This window comes from Tardiphaga sp. 619_E2_N8_4 (assembly GCF_051810905.1).
Classification (GTDB): domain Bacteria; phylum Pseudomonadota; class Alphaproteobacteria; order Rhizobiales; family Xanthobacteraceae; genus Tardiphaga; species Tardiphaga robiniae.
Window position 1 is genome coordinate 3,705,659 of record NZ_JBPWQJ010000001.1, and the last position, 15,601, is coordinate 3,721,259.

At 61.8% G+C, this 15,601-nt stretch carries 10 protein-coding genes; 5 read left to right on the forward strand and 5 right to left on the reverse strand.

From position 1 onward, the window contains the following. The first annotated feature begins 14 nt into the window (after window positions 1-14). Both AB8A23_RS17780 and AB8A23_RS17785 read left to right on the forward strand, forming a co-directional pair. Window positions 15-1,493: an MmgE/PrpD family protein gene (locus AB8A23_RS17780; RefSeq protein ID WP_439058708.1), complete on the forward strand. Its 1,479-nt coding sequence runs from the start codon at window positions 15-17 to the stop codon at window positions 1,491-1,493. Window positions 1,494-1,635: 142 nt separating this feature from the next. Then, window positions 1,636-3,096: an MmgE/PrpD family protein gene (locus tag AB8A23_RS17785; protein ID WP_439058707.1), complete on the forward strand. Its 1,461-nt coding sequence runs from the start codon at window positions 1,636-1,638 to the stop codon at window positions 3,094-3,096. Window positions 3,097-3,126: 30 nt separating this feature from the next. Here AB8A23_RS17785 and AB8A23_RS17790 read toward each other — a convergent pair whose 3' ends face one another. Continuing rightward, on the reverse strand, window positions 3,127-4,428 hold the full coding sequence (locus AB8A23_RS17790; RefSeq protein ID WP_439058706.1) for a hemolysin family protein: 1,302 nt from the start codon (window positions 4,426-4,428) through the stop codon (window positions 3,127-3,129). A gap of 388 nt (window positions 4,429-4,816) precedes the next feature. On the opposite strand from AB8A23_RS17790, the gene AB8A23_RS17795 reads away from it, so the two are divergent. From AB8A23_RS17795 to AB8A23_RS17805, 3 genes are read left to right on the forward strand one after another with little or no spacing between them, the layout of a single operon-like run. After that, window positions 4,817-5,965 (forward strand): efflux RND transporter periplasmic adaptor subunit, encoded by a 1,149-nt coding sequence (locus tag AB8A23_RS17795; protein WP_420882336.1) that lies wholly within the window; start codon window positions 4,817-4,819, stop codon window positions 5,963-5,965. Then, window positions 5,962-9,129 carry an efflux RND transporter permease subunit gene (locus tag AB8A23_RS17800; RefSeq protein ID WP_184517660.1) on the forward strand — a complete coding sequence of 1,056 codons (3,168 nt, stop codon included), beginning with the start codon at window positions 5,962-5,964 and terminating at the stop codon, window positions 9,127-9,129. The genes AB8A23_RS17795 and AB8A23_RS17800 overlap by 4 nt, the downstream gene beginning before the upstream one ends. Before the next feature lie 51 nt (window positions 9,130-9,180). Continuing rightward, window positions 9,181-10,443: an adenylate/guanylate cyclase domain-containing protein gene (locus tag AB8A23_RS17805; RefSeq protein WP_184517658.1), complete on the forward strand. Its 1,263-nt coding sequence runs from the start codon at window positions 9,181-9,183 to the stop codon at window positions 10,441-10,443. Here AB8A23_RS17805 and AB8A23_RS17810 read toward each other — a convergent pair. The 4 genes from AB8A23_RS17810 to AB8A23_RS17825 all read right to left on the reverse strand — a co-directional run bounded on the left by AB8A23_RS17810 (window position 10,440) and on the right by AB8A23_RS17825 (window position 15,573). Beyond that, window positions 10,440-11,666, reverse strand: coding sequence for a multidrug effflux MFS transporter (locus AB8A23_RS17810; RefSeq protein ID WP_439058705.1), 1,227 nt, complete (start codon window positions 11,664-11,666; stop codon window positions 10,440-10,442). The two genes, AB8A23_RS17805 and AB8A23_RS17810, sit on opposite strands and share 4 nt — an antisense overlap. A 130-nt stretch (window positions 11,667-11,796) precedes the next feature. Next, complete coding sequence (locus AB8A23_RS17815) at window positions 11,797-13,656, reverse strand: TRAP transporter large permease (RefSeq protein ID WP_439058704.1); 1,860 nt, start codon at window positions 13,654-13,656, stop codon at window positions 11,797-11,799. Then, the gene (locus AB8A23_RS17820; protein WP_120292142.1) at window positions 13,653-14,321 is read right to left on the reverse strand and encodes a TRAP transporter small permease subunit; all 669 of its coding nucleotides are present in this window, start codon (window positions 14,319-14,321) and stop codon (window positions 13,653-13,655) included. The genes AB8A23_RS17815 and AB8A23_RS17820 overlap by 4 nt, the downstream gene beginning before the upstream one ends. A 118-nt stretch (window positions 14,322-14,439) precedes the next feature. Next, a complete protein-coding gene (locus tag AB8A23_RS17825; protein WP_089263837.1) occupies window positions 14,440-15,573 on the reverse strand; it encodes a TRAP transporter substrate-binding protein in 1,134 nt (377 codons plus the stop codon). Between the last annotated feature and the right edge of the window lie 28 nt (window positions 15,574-15,601).

Sequence of the window (15,601 nt, forward strand, 5' to 3'; positions counted from 1 at the left end):
TCGGAGGAAATCCCATGGCGTACACCAATCGCAGGACCATCTTGCAGGCAGCTGCTGCACTCCCGGCTCTGGCTGCAGCGGGGCGTGGTGCCTTGGCTGCGGAGCCAGCTGCCAGTGAGGCGCCGAAGAAAGTCGCATCGGTTGCTCCGCCGCATGTGACGCAGATTCTCGCGCACTACATCGTCAACGCCAAATACGATGACCTTCCGGCTAATGTTCGCAAGGAAGGCGTGCGCACGCTGTTGAACTGGGTCGGTGTCGCCATTGGCGGTTCGCATCATCAGACGGTGGACATCGCGGCGTCGGCGCTGGCGCCATTCTCCGGTCCGGCGAAGGCCTCGTTGTTCGGGCGCAACGAACGCTTCGACATCATGAACGCCGCTTTCATCAATGGTGTCTCGAGCCACATCTTCGATTATGACGACACTCATCTGAAGACGATCATTCATCCGGCTGGTCCAGTCGCATCTGCGATTCTGGCGATTGCGGAAATGAAGCCGGTGTCCGGCAAGGATTTCCTCAATGCGCTGGTGCTCGGTATCGAGACCGAATGCCGGATCGGCAATGCCGTTTATCCGAACCACTATGACGTCGGCTGGCACATCACCGGCACCGCCGGCGTATTCGGCTCGGCCGCCGCGGCTGGCAAGCTGCTCGGTCTCAACGAACAGCAGATGATCTGGGCGCTGGGGCTCGCGGCCTCGCAGCCTGTCGGCCTGCGGGAGTCCTTCGGTTCGATGAACAAGAGCTTCAATCCCGGCCGTGCTGCCAGCAACGGCATCTTTGCCGCTATCCTCGCGTCAAAGAATTACACCAGCTCCGATGGCATGATCGAGGCCAAGCGCGGTTGGGCCAATGCCATCAGCACCAAGCAGGACTATGCCGAGATCACCGAGGGGCTCGGCAAGCGTTACGAGTCAGCGCTCAACACCTACAAGCCGTTTGCCTGCGGCATCGTCCTGCATCCGCTGATCGACGCGGCGATCCAGCTCAGGAATGAGAACAAGCTGACGCCGGATATGATCAAACAGGTCGACGTGAAGGTTCATCCGCTGGTGCTCGAGCTTACCGGCAAGAAGACCCCCAAGGAGGGGCTCGAAGGAAAATTCAGCGTCTATCATGCGGTTGCCATCGCCTTTATCGAAGGCGCCGGCGGCGAGAAGCAGTTCAGCGATGGGGCGGTGCGCGACGCGAAGACGATCGAATTGCGCGGCAAAGTCGTTCCGACTGTCGATCAATCGATCAAGCCGGAACAGGTCGAGATGTCCGTCGAGTTGAATGACGGGCGCATGCTCAAGAAGCGGATCGAGCACGCCATCGGCAGCCTCGAGAAGCCCATGAGCGATGCCGATCTCGAACGCAAGTTCAAGGATCTCGCTGAAGGAATCCTGCCGCACAAGCAGGCGGCAAAGGTCATGGAGCTGTGCTGGAAGGTGGAGGGCTTGGTGAGCGCCGGAGATATTGCAAGGGCAGGCGCGCGATCCACTGCCTGACAGCCGTTGCCCGCGATGAAGCATTGAGGCCTTCGCGAGGTGGCCTGAACGTACGTCAATCGTCACGCCGTCAGTATTGTGAGCAGAAACCTCGCCGCATCCCTCCAGGGAGCCTTGCGGCCAACACTCCTTAAAGGATGACATGTCCCAGCGTCGTACGCCTTCACGCCGTCGCGTTCTCCAGTCTGCCAGTGCTCTCGCCGCATTAACGCTTTCGCCGTCCATCATTCGCAAGGCTGCAGCAGCGGATGCGGATGTCACCGGGCGTCTTGCGCGCTACATGGTCTCGGCGCGCGACAAGGCGCTTCCTGATGTGGTGATGACGGAATGCAAACACCGCATCCTCGATACGTTCGGCGCGATGGTCTCCGGTGCGCGGATGCATCCGGGCGAGATGGTCCTGAAATATGTTCGCGGGCTCGGCGGCGAACAGCAGGCGTCGGTGATCGGATCCAGTTTCCGCACTACCGCCGTCAACGCCGCGCTGGCCAATGCCATGCGCGCGCATGCGGACGAGACCGATGATTTCGAGCCGGTCACCAAGGCGCATCCGGGAAGCGCTGTCGTGCCGTCCGCGCTGGCCATGGCGGAGAAGGAAGGCGGCCGTTCGGGCATCGAGTTCATACGCGCGGTGACGCTCGGCTATGATCTCACTTGCCGTCTGTTGATGGCGCTCGGACCTGACCTCGTGCGCGGCAGCCATCGTAGCGCGGAAGGGACGAGTTCCACCTTCGGCTCGCTCGGTGCAGCCGCATCGCTGGCTCGGCTAGACGAGAAGGGTATGCGTTATGCGATCTCCTATTCCTCGCAGCAGGTGGCTGGTCTGTGGAGCTGGGTGAAGGACGAGGATCACGTCGAGAAGGCTTTCGACTTCGCGGGCATGGGCGCCCGCAACGGCCTGACCGCCGTGACCATGGTTCAGGCCGGTTTGACCGGCGTTCATGACGTCCTCGATGGCACGCATAACTTGTTCATTGCGCTGTCCACGGATCCGAAGCCGGAAGAGATGCTCGCCGGTCTTGGCAGCCGCTTCTACGTCACTGAAACGGCGATCAAGACATTCTCGGTCGGTTATCCCATCCAGTCGCCTCTCGACGCGATCCTGACCCTGCGCAAGCAGAATGGCCTGACGCCGGGCAATGTGAAGAGCATCCTTGTCAAGATTCCGACCGATGCGACGGGGATCGTCGGCACCAGCGCGATGCCCGACGTCAACTGCCCGCATCTGGTGGCGGTCGCGCTCGTCAAGGGTGCCGTGTCGTTCGTCGACAGCCATGACCAGGCGCTGATGAAGGATTCCAAGATCCTTGAGCAGCGCGCCAAGGTAACCGTGGTCGGTGATAAGGCCCTGATGGATCCGGCCGCGCCGCGCGGCGCTATCGTCGAGGTGGAGATGATGGATGGCAAGAAGGTGGAGCACTTCACCAAGTTCCCGCCCGGCACCAAGGAAAATCCGCTGAGCACCGAAGCCGTCAGTGCAAAGGCCCGTGACTTGATCGCGCCGGTTCTCGGGGCCAAAAAGGCGAAGAAGCTGATCGATCAGATCAACAATCTGGAGAAGGTCAAGGATATCCGCTCGCTGCGGCCGCTCTTCACGGCCTGATGTCCCGATACATGGAGCGCTGGGATGAATTTACCCTAGCGCTTCTTCCTTGACGCGGCTCGCCAGCACCTTGTCGATGCGACGGCCGTCGAGGTCCATGACCTCGAACCGCCAGGCATGCGAGATGATCTCGTCGCCGACCTCGGGAATCTTGCCGAATTCCTGCAGCAGGAAGCCGGCGAAGGTCTGATAGGGGCGCGACTGCGCGGGCAAGTCGATGCCGAGCAGGGCGGCGAACTCCACCGCGGGCATCCAGCCGGAGATGAGGTAGGAGCCGTCCTCGCGTTTGTGGAAGGCGACCTCGGCCGGGCCTTCCTCGGTGTGAAAGGCGCCGACGATCGACTCCAGAATATCCGCTGATGTCACCACCCCCTGGAACACGCCGTATTCATCATGCACGAGGCCGATATGGAATGGCGAGTCACGCAGGATCGCCACCACGTCGCGCGCATCGACCGTGTCGGGAATGACCGGAGCCTCGCGCACCAGCGCGCGGATGTCCGGCGTCTTGCCGCTCAAATACACATCGAGCAGATCCTTGGCCTGCACGATGCCGATGGCGGAATCGCCGTCGCCATCGAACACCGCAAAGCGCGAATGCGAGCTGCCGGCGAGTTCGGCCTGGATGGTCTCGATGGGGTCGGCAAGATCGATCATCGCCACTTCATGGCGCGGCGTCATGACGGCACCGACGGGTAGGTCGCCGAGGCGCATCACGCCTGCGATCATTTCCTTCTCGCCGGGCTCAAGCACGCCGGCGGTTTCCGCTTCAGTCACGAGCGTGCGGATTTCGTCTTCGCTGACCTTCTCTTCGGCTTCACCGCGCTGCCCAAGTAGAAACAGGATCGCCTTGCCGGAGCGGTCAAGCAGCCACACCAGCGGCAGTGAGATTTTTGCGAGCAACACCATGGCCGGCGCAACGCGCACGGCCACGGCTTCGGGATCGCGCAGTGCGATCTGCTTCGGCACGAGTTCGCCGATGATGAGCGAAGCGTAAGTAATGATCGATACGACGATGCCGACGCCGAGCGTATCGGCGAGACCTTTCGATACGCCAAGGTCAAGCAACAGTACGGTGAGACGCTGGCCCAGCGTCGCACCGGAGAAGGCGCCCGACAAAACACCGATCAGTGTAATGCCGATTTGTACGGTGGAGAGGAACTTGCCGGGATCGGAGGCCAGCGTCAGTGCGCGGCGTGAACCTGTCACGCCTTTTTCAACCAAAGCGGCGAGGCGGGCAGGACGGGAGGATACGATCGCCAGCTCCGACATTGCCAGCAGACCGTTGACGACGATCAGGATCGCAACGATCCCGAGTTCGAGAGATAACACGCTCAATCCTTTTGGATGATGGGCAGGTATTATAGTCGATCCGCTTATCTCGCGCCATGGTGGCAAGTGGCGTTGCGACACTCCGCCGGGCGGGTTGAATTCCTCGGTGCGCCCATAGGTCGCTCCCCCCGAACCGACGCCTTGCGCAGGCGCACGTCCCGCAGCAGGACGTTATTATAACGTCGGTATGACGCGAGGCGTCGCGTGGATGTGGCAAGACAATGGCCGCAGGATAGCAGCCCATTCGGGCATCAATTATTTCGCTTGATGTCGAATTGATATAGCGCATGATGACCGCCATATCGCGTGTCGTGGCGGGGGTCTGGTTTTGAAACATTCAATCAGTTTGTCGCGATTATATGACGTTGGAAATGCCTTTGCGTCGTGTTTGTCGGTCGCAGCGCCTGTTGTGGCTCTTCTCCTGCTCGCCGGCTGCGGCAAGAAGGAGGAGGCCGCTGCACCTCCGCCGCCACCGGTCACGGTCGCCAATCCCACCAAGAAGGTCACGACCGATTGGGATGAATTCACCGGCCGCTTCGATGCGATCGAACAGGTGCAGATCCGCGCCCGCGTAACCGGCTTCGTTACCAAGGTTGCTTTCACGGACGGCGCCGTCGTCAAGGCCGGCGATCTGCTGTACGAAATCGACCCGCGCCAGTATCAGGCTGCAGCGGAGCAGGCGCAGGGCCAGCTCGACGATGCCAAGGCCAAGGTCGTGCTGGCAGAGAAGGAGCTCGAACGCGCCACCACGTTGATCAAGACCCAGGCGATCTCCGAAAACATCGTCGATCAACGTAGCCAGGCAATAGCGGCCGCGCAGGCCGCGACGCTGCAGGCCGAAGGTGCGCTGAAGCAAGCGCAACTCAATGTCGAATATACCAAGGTAGTCGCGCCGATCGCCGGCCGTGTCAGCCGCCATCTCGTGACAGTCGGCAATCTGGTGCAAGGCAGCGAGAGTGGCGCGACGCTGCTGACCTCGATCGTGTCGCTGAGCCCCATCTACGTCTATTTCGACACCGATGAAGCCACTTACGTCCGCAACAGCAAGCTGTGGTTTGAGGGCAAGCGGCCGAGCTCGCGCGATACGCCCAATCCCGTGCAGATCACGCTGGTCGGCGAAACCAAGCCGTCGCATGAGGGCAAGATGGATTTCCTCGATAACCGGCTCGATGTCGGCACCGGCACGCTGCGCGGTCGTGCTATTGTCGACAACAAGGACCTCTCCATCCTGCCGGGGCAGTTCGCCCGGGTCCGGGTCATCGCCAGCGGCGAATATGAAGCGCTGTTGATTCCTGATGCTGCGGTCGCCAACGACCAGTCACGCAAGATCGTGATGGTGGTGAAAGCCGATGACACGGTGGAGGCGCGGCCTGTGACACTTGGTCCGCTGGATGGCGGATTGCGGGTGATCAGGGAAGGACTCAAACCCGACGATCGGGTAATCGTCGACGGGATTCAGCGCGCCCGTGTGGGCGCCAAGGTGGCGCCGAAGATGGCGGCCGCGACGCCCGCACCAGCAGCTGGCACAAAGCCATGAATCTGGGCAGCCTCTCCGTCAACCGGCCCATCCTGGCGATGGTGCTCTCCATCGTGCTGCTGATCGTCGGCGCGCTTGCTTACACGACCTTGCCGGTTGCGGAATATCCGCAGGTGGCGCCGCCCACCGTGGTCGTGACCACGCAATATCCCGGCGCATCGGCACAGACAGTGTCGGACACCGTGGCGACGCCGATCGAGCAGGAAATCAATGGCGTCGAGGACATGCTGTATATCTACAGCCAGGCCACCTCGAACGGCCAGCTCAACATCACCGTGACTTTCAAGCTCGGCACCGATCTGGATAAAGCCCAGGTGCTGGTGCAGAACCGCGTCGCCATCGCGCAGCCGCGGCTGCCGGAGGAGGTCCAGCGCAACGGCGTCGTCACCCGCAAGAATAGTCCCGATCTGATGATGGTCGTGTTCATGCTGTCGCCTAACGACACTTACGACCAGCTCTACATTTCGAATTACGCGTTGCGTCAGGTCCGCGATCCGCTCCTGCGCCTCGATGGCATTGGCGACATTACCATCTTCGGCGCGCGCGATTATTCGATGCGGCTGTGGCTGGATCCTGACAAGATTGCCACGCTGGGCATGACCGCAGGCGACGTGCTGACTGCCATCCGCGCGCAGAATTTGCAGATTGCGGGCGGCCAGGTCGCGGAGCCGCCGATTGCAGATCGCGCGTTTCAGCCTAACCTGACCTTCACCGGTCGTCTGAAGGAGCCGAGGCAGTTCGAGGACATCGTGCTGAAAGCGGGCGACGATGGCCGTCTGGTGCGTCTCCGCGATGTTGCGCGCGTCGAGATAGGCGCGCTGTCGTCGACCACCAACGGCTTCCTGCTGCGCAAGGAAGCGGTGGCCATGCTGGTCTATCAGCGTCCGGGTTCTAACGCGCTGGCGACCGCGAAGAACATCGAAGAGGAGATGAAGAAGCTCAAGGCCGATTTCCCGAAGGGGCTGGACTACAATATCGGCTACAACCCGACCGAATTCATCGCCCAGTCGGTCTCGGAGCTGATCAAGACCATCTATGAAGCCATGGTGCTGGTAGTCATCGTCGTGCTGGTGTTCCTGCAGGGCTGGCGACCGGCGATCATTCCCATCATCGCCATTCCGGTGTCGCTGGTCGGCACATTCGCTGTGATGGCCGCGCTGGGCTTCTCGATCAACAACCTTACTCTGTTCGGGCTTGTGCTCGCGGTCGGCATTGTCGTCGACGACGCCATCGTGGTGGTGGAAAATGTCGAGCGCCATCTCGGCGACGGCATGAGCCGGCGTGACGCGGCACTGCTGACCATGGACGAGGTCGGCGGCGCGCTGATCTCGATCGCGCTGGTGCTGTGTGCGGTGTTCGTGCCCACGGCATTTCTCGGCGGCATCTCCGGGCAGTTCTTCCAGCAATTCGCTATCACGATTGCGGTCGCAACGGCGATCTCATGCTTCTGTTCGCTGACGCTGTCGCCGGCACTGGCATCGCTGATCCTGCAGCCGCATCACGAGAAGAAGCCGCCGGCGAGCTGGAATTTTCTGGCACGAGGATGGGCGGCGTTTACCGGCGTGTTCAATCGCGGTTTCGACCGCCTGTCGCATGCCTATGGCGGCCTCGCAGGCTTCGTCATCAAGCATTCGGCGCTGATGCTGATCCTGTATGTCGCCCTGATCGGCTCCGCCGGCTGGCTACTTTACGCTACGCCGCAGGGCTTCATTCCAGCCCAGGACCGTGGCTACGTCATCGTGGTCGCGCAATTGCCCGGTGCCTCGTCGCTTGCGCGCACGACGGCGATCGTCAAGCAGATCGAAGGCATCGTGCTGGATACGCCCGGTGTCGCGCGCATGCCGGCGCTGGCCGGCCTGTCCGGTGCGACCTTCACCCAAGCCGGCAATGCGGCCGCCATGTTCCCCGTGTTCGAGAATCCCGAGGAGCGCGCCAAGAAGGGGCTGAGCGCGGGAGCCATCACGGCTGAATTGCGCAAGCGCCTCTCGGTGATCGAAGGCGCTTTCATCATCGTGCTGCCGCCACCCGCGGTGCCGGGTATCGGCACCGGCGGTGGTTTCGCCATGCGGATCGAGGATCGTCAGGGCAGGGGGCCGCAGCTGCTGGCCGCGGCGACCGATGAGCTCGTCAATGCCGCGCGCCGTGCGCCGGGCCTGACGTCGGTGTTCTCGCCGTTCTCCGCCAACACGCCGCAGGTGTTCGTCGATATCGACCGCCAGAAGGCGCAGATGCTGGGCGTGCCCATGCAGAATGTGACCGAGGCGATCGAGACCTATTTCGGCTCGACCTATGTCAACGACTTCAACATTCTCGGCCGTACCTATCATGTCACGGCGCAGGCCGATTATCCGTTCCGCAAGGAAACGGCGGATCTGGCGCGGCTGCAGACCCGCAACAGCGCCGGCAATATGGTGATGCTGGGCAGTGTCGTGAATTTCAGCGACACGGCAGGTCCGGACCGCGTCGCGCGTTACAATCTGTATCCCTCCTCGGAACTGCAGGGCGACACGCTGCCGGGCACCAGCTCGGCCACGGCGCTGGCGACCATGAAGAAGCTCGCGGACGACACGCTGCCGAGCGGCTTTGCCTTCGAATGGACCGATCTGTCCTATCAGCAGTCCACCGGCGCGAATGCGGGTCTCTATATTTTCCCGATCTGCGTGCTGTTCGTGTTCCTGGTGCTGGCCGCGCAATATGGCAGCTGGACATTGCCGTTCACGATCATCCTGATCGTGCCGATGTGCCTGCTCGCGGCCACCATCGGCGTACGCATCATGGGGCAGGACATCAACATCCTCACCCAGATCGGTTTCGTCGTGCTGGTCGGCTTGGCGGCAAAGAATGCGATCCTGATCGTCGAGTTTGCCCGCGACATCGAGCAGGAAGGCCGCGATCAGCTCGAAGCCGTGATCGAGGCCTGCCGTTTGCGTATCCGCCCGATCCTGATGACGTCTTTCGCCTTCATTCTCGGCGTGCTGCCGCTGGTGATCTCGTCGGGCTCCGGCTCGGAGATGCGTCAGGCTGTCGGTGTTGCGGTGTTCTTCGGCATGATCGGCGTCACGATCTTCGGCCTCGTTTTCACGCCAGTCTTCTACATCCTGATCCGGCGCCTGTTTCCCGGCTCCGTCGAGATTCACGCCAAGAAGCAAGGCGCGCATGGTTAAAGCGCCGCAGGATGGGTTTCGCAAAAGCTCAACCCATCCTACAAGTGTCTCATGGAAACTGCCGCACGCATTGAACTGATGAGCTGGCTGGTCGGCGAGGGTCTGACCGGCCTTCCCGAAAACGACCTGATCCGTGGCTTCTGCGAGCGCTGCCGTGCCGGCGGCATCGATGTATCCCGTGGCCTCGTCTTCATTGACACGCTGCATCCGATCTTTGAGGGCCGTGGCTTCCGCTGGAACGACACGGCCAGCAACGAGAGCGACGTGTTCGAATACGGCTCGACCGAGATTGGCGAGGCCGCCGCGAACTGGCGACGATCGGTGTTCTTCCACATGCTGGAAGAGGGGCACGACGAATTGCGGCTCGATCTGCACGCGCCCGAGATCGCTGACCGCTTCTCGATGGTCAGCAGCTTGCAGGAAGGCGGTCACCGCCATGGCGCCGTGTTCCTGCACAAGTTCGGCGAGGCTGGCTCGATGGGGCAGATGGATTGCCTCTATTCCTATTGGGCCACGCGCCATGAAGACGGGTTCGACGAGCGCCAGATGTCGGCGCTGCGCGAACTGGTGCCGATGCTCGGTCTCGCCATCAAGTCGGGAGCCCAGATGGAGATCGCGCGCACGCTTGGCCGCGTCTATCTCGGCCGCGATGCCGCCGAACAGGTTCTGCGTGGCAAGATCGCGCGAGGCGTCACTGAGCGTATCAATGCGGTGCTGTGGTTTTCCGACCTGCGCAACTCCACGGGGATCAGCGAGGCGATCGGACCGGACGAGATCATCCCGTTCTTGAATGACTATGCCGAAGCCTCGATCGCCGCGATCCATGATGTCGGCGGCGACGTGCTCAAACTTATCGGCGACGGTATTCTGGCGATGTTCACCGGCGACGACATGGTGAAGGCGAAGCGCAACGCCTTGCGCGCCGAACATCAGTTCCGCAAGAATATCGCCAAGCTGAATGCGAAACGACTGGCGGCGAACCGGCCGGTCACGACTGCCTATGTCGGTCTGCATGAGGGCGAAGTATTCTACGGCAATATCGGCAGCGACGAGCGGCTCGATTTCACCGTGGTTGGTCCCTCGGTCAACGAGGTGAGCCGAATCGCTTCCATGTGCTCGTCGGTCGATCGGCCGCTGCTGACCTCGTCTGCGTTCCAGGCCGGGCTCGACGCGGCCGGCCGCAAGTATCTGGTCTCCACTGGTCGCTACGCCTTGCGCGGCATCGGCCGCGCGCAAGACCTCTACACACTGGATCCCGAGATCGACAGCGACGAGGTCGTGCGCGGTGGCTATGAGCGCTATCTGGCGCGTTAGCGGACCGCTGTGGTTTGCTGGCGCATCGTGTAGAGCACGATAGCGATCAGGCAGGCTGCGCCGAGAACGATGCCGAGTGCCAATGCGGCCTGCGGCACGATTGTGGCCGACAGGGATACGCCGATCGCAGCCCCCATCATCTGCCAGAATCCGAGCAGTGCCGAGGCGGCGCCGGCATGGGTGCCGAATGGCGACAGCGCCTGAGCTGTGCCGAGCGGGTTGACCACGCCCATGCCCAGCAGGAACACGCAGGTCGCGGCGATGAAGGTGACGACGTTGCCGTGGAAATAGGCGGTCGCGAGCACCGCGATGCTGCCGATGAACGCGATCAGCAATCCATAGCGAATAGCCCGATCCAGCCCGAAGCGGGGAGCGAGGCGGGCGGCCAGCATGCCGGAGCCGAACACGACCAGCACGGTGCCCGCAAAGAACAACCCGAGCGCAATCGGTGTGAAGCCGTAGCCCTCAATGAGAACGCGAGGTGCTGTGGAGAAGATCGAGAACAGTCCACCCATGATCAGGCCCACTGTGGCGGCTGGGATCAGGAAATGGCGGTTCACCGAGAGCTTGAGATAGGTTGTACTGACGGCGAGCGGATTGAGCGGGATGCGCGTCGTGTTGTGGGTTTCGCCGAGCACCAGGACATAGCTGAGAGCCGACAACACAGCGAAGGCGCCGACGAAAACAAATTCTGAACGCCATCCGAAAAAATAATCGAGTCCGCCACCAAGCAGCGGGGAGAAACCAGGGGCTGCGGCCTGCGCGATCATCACCAAGGTGAGTGCGCGTGCCAGCGCGGCGCCGCTGAACAGGTCGCGGGCGATGGCGCGCGAGAGAACCGAGGTCGAACAGGCACCGGCGGCCTGGATCGCGCGGCCAACCAGTAGCGAAGGAAGATCAGTCGAGACGCCACACCAGATACTGCCGATGATGAAGACAGCGAAACCGGCCAGCACCGGCATGCGACGCCCGTAACGGTCGGAGATCGGCCCGACCAGCAATTGGCCAAGCGCGAAGACCAGCAAAAACACGGTGATCGATGCCGTAACCGCGGGCGTCGTTACCTGCAACGATACCGCCATCTGTGGCAGCGATGGCAGCAGAATGTTGGTCGCCAGGGTACCCATCGAGGCCAGCCCCGCGAGGACCGCGATCTGCAGTGCGGTGGAGGATGCTTCCTGCGGCGGGGTGTCTGCCATGGCGTCTGCCGTGCGGTCGGTCATATGATGATCCTCATTTTATAAATGATGTACATCATATAAAGCGAGCTGCAAAGAGCAGGGCAGTCATGCGGTATTCCGGGAGGACGTGAGTGCCACCGCCGCGTTCCCGGCGGTGGTCGAGGCTGATGGATCAGTTTCCGTAGAGGTAATTCGGCAGCCACAGCGTCAGGCCGGGCCAGATATACATCAGCACCATGCAGATGATGACGATGAGCATATAGGGCATCATGCCGGAGAAGATCTGGTTCAGCGTCACATGCGATGGCGCGACGCCTTTCAGATAGAAGGCGGACATCGCGACCGGCGGCGACAGGAAGGCGGCCTGCAGGTTGACGAAGACGAGCACGCCCCACAAGATCGGGTCGATGCCGAAATGCTTCAGCATCGGCAGGAAGATCGGCACGAAGATCACGATGATCTCGGTCCATTCCAGCGGCCAGCCGAGAATGAAGATGATCGCCTGCGACAGGATCATGAACTGGACCGGCGTCAGGTTCAGCGACAGTACCCAGCTCTCCAGCAGCGCCTGTCCGCCGAGAATGGCGAACACCGCGGAGAACAGCGCCGATCCGACGAACAGCCAGCACACCATGGATGTGGTCTTGGCGGTCAGGAACACGGCTTCCTTGGTGCGCTTCCAGTCCAGCGTGCGCGCCTGGAAGGCGAGCAGGAACGCGCCGGCGGCGCCGACGGCGGCGGACTCCGTTGCCGTCGTGATGCCGAGCAGGATCACGGCCAGCACGATGGCAGTCAGGATGCCGAGCGGCATCACGGACGATGTCAGCAGCCGCAGCACCTCGAACTGGGCGGCGCCCATGGTCCAGTAATAATAGAACAGCATCAGTGCGATGATGGCCGCCGTGAAGGCGAAGTAGGTATAGAATTCCGGCGGCGGTCCGGCATCGACCGGCGCATTCGTGGGACTGTTTTGCAGATCGGCATTGCCCATCTGCTGGAGTACTTCCGGTTCACTCTCTTTTGCCGAGCCGGACTGGGCGGCGCCGAGCTCCTCCAGTTTTTCTTCTTCAGGTGTGGCGGTGCTGGCGTCGCCGGACTGAACCCGCTCGGTGATCGCGGCTGCGGGGGCGTCGGGCTGCGGATGGATGACGACATACCACCACGCGGCCCATAGCGTGGTCAGCGCCAGGATCAGTGGCACCAATGCAAAACCGAGATTCTTCAGGATCGTCGCATAGGTGATCCGTGCGCCATCCATGGTCAGGGCCATCGCGCGCGACGGCGCCACGGCTGCCGTCAGCAAAGCCGGCAGCATCTTGTGCGAATAGGCTTGCTGCAGATCGGCGATCCACGGCCGGACGGGCACGCGCGTTTCGCTCTCGGGCAGCTTCGGCGCGATCTTCGGGTTAATGAGCGCCCAGCCGATGATGTAGACGAGGTAGAGGAAGGCCAGAAAGAAGCCCGGAAACATCGCCGCGGCATAGAGCTTCACGACAGACTGTCCGGCGACGGCGGCATAGACGATGATCATCACCGATGGCGGGATCAGGATACCCAGCGTGCCGCCGGCCGTGATTACGCCCGATGCCAGCTTGACGTCATAGCCGGCCTTCAGCATCGGATTGAAGGCGATCACGCCCATCAGTACGACGACAGCGCCGACGAGGCCTGAGGCAATGCCCCAGAAAGTGCAGACGATCAGCGTCGCCACCGCCAGCGAGGCCGGGACGCGGCGGAAGGCGAGCTGGATCGAATAGAACATCTTGTCGACCAGCGCGCCGCGTTCCATCACATAGCCCATCAGCACGAAGAGCGGAATGGAGATCAGGACGTCGTTGGTCATGGCGCCATAGGTGCGCTGGACCATCAGGTCGAAGATGTGGTTGTCGGCCCAGGACTCACCCGCGCGGTAATAGGCGAAGAAGCCGAAGAACATGCCGAGACCCATCAGCGTGAAGGCCGTGGGGAAGCCCAGCATGATCACGACAACGATGAGGCCGAGCATCAGGAGGCCGAGTGCAGGATCGCTCATTTTTGCGTCTCCCCGCCCATGCCGCGCTGGCGTGCGCTCTCCTCGATCTCCTGCGCCTGCGCGATGGCGTTCCTGCGCACGTCATCATCGACGTGTTCGCTATGCGCGAGCTGCTCCTCGACGACATCGATTTCGGACACGTCCTTGAGCCGGCTCGGCCACACCCCTGTCTTCAGGCAAATCGCGGCGCGGGTGATTTCAGCCATGCCCTGCAACAACAGCAACGCGCCGGCGAGCGGGATCATTGCCTTGAAATGATAGACGGGCGGTCCGTCCGCCGTGACGTTGGAATGCTCGCGGATGCGCCAGCTGTCGCCCGCATAGTCCCAGCCCGCATAGACCAGCGCGGCAATGCCGGGCAGGAAGAACACGATGTAGAGAACGAGATCGAGCGAGGCCTGCGTGCGCGGCCGCATCGAGCTGTATAGAAAGTCGCCACGGACATGACCGTTCTGCGCCAGCGTATAGGCGCCGCACAGCATGAATAGCGTGCCATAGAGCATGTTCGACGCGTCGAAGATCCATGCCGTCGGCATGTTCAGCATATAGCGCTTGAACACTTCGGCGCAGACGAGGCCCATCAATCCCAAAATGAGCCAGGCCGCGGCCTTGCCGGCGAATGTACTGATACCGTCGATGGATTGCAGGAAACGCTCGGCGGTCATTTCATGGAGGCCAGTCTACAGGACATGTGGGTAGGTGAAGATCGGCGATATCAGGCAACAACAAAGCATCATCCGGGAGAAAGTCCCGGATGATGCGGGATATGTGCGCCTGATGGCGTCAGGTCTTCTTCTTCGCGTTCGGGCCGAAGTAATGGTTGTAGGCCATGCGGCGATTCACGACCGTGTCCTGCTCCCACTGCGTGGCGCGCTTAGCGAAGGCCTGCTGGGACTCGGAGATTTCCTTGAACAGGGGATTCTCGGCCGATTTCTTGGCGACGACCTCGTCATAGACCTCAAGCTGCTTCTGCAGGATCGAGTCCGGCGTCTTGTAGAACTTGACCTTGTCCTTGCTCTGCATCTCCGCATAATCCTGCGAATAGCGGTCGATGGCCTTCCAGGACATCTCCTGACCGGCCGCATCGGCGGCGCCCGCGATGATCGCCCGCAGCTTCTCGGGCAGAGCGTCATATTTGGTCTTGTTGAACAGGATTTCGAACTGCTCGGCGTTCTGGTGATAGCTCTGCAGCATGCAGGTCTTGGATACGTCGGGGAATCCGAGGATGCGGTCCGACGAGGCGTTGTTGAACTCGGCTGCATCGAGCAGGCCGCGATCCATCGCTGAGACGATTTCTCCCCCTGGCAATGCGTTCACTGCAGCACCAAGGCCGGTAAACACGTCGATGGAGATGCCGACGGTGCGGAATTTCACACCCTTGAGATCATCGGCCTTGGTCACCGGCTTTTTGAACCAGCCGAGTGGCTGGGTCGGCATCGGCCCGTAGGGAAGTGACACGACATTGGCATTGATCGATGCATAGAGCTTTGCCAGCAGCTCCTTGCCGCCGCCAAATTTGTGCCAGGCCAGCAGCATGTTGGCATCCATCGCATAGGCCGGGCCAGAGCCCCACAGCGCCAGCGCGGTCTGCTTGCCGTAGTGATAGACCATCACGCCGTGGCCGCCGTCGAGCGTGCCTTTGGAGACCGCATCGAGCAGGCCGAAGGCCGGGACTACGGCGCCAGCCGGAAGCACCTCGATCTTCAGGTCGCCACCGGTCATGTCGTTGACCTTCTTGGCGTAGTCGAGCGCGTATTCGTGGAAGATGTCCTTGGCCGGCCAGGTGCTCTGCCAGCGCATGCTGATCGGGCCCTGCGCCTGGGCGATTGCCGGTGCGACGACGCTTGCAGCGGCACCGGCGGTGGCGACCTTCAGAAAACGGCGCCGAGACGGAGTCCTGTCCTTGGATGAAGCCATTGTGTTCTCCCCGAATGGTCGTCCTTTT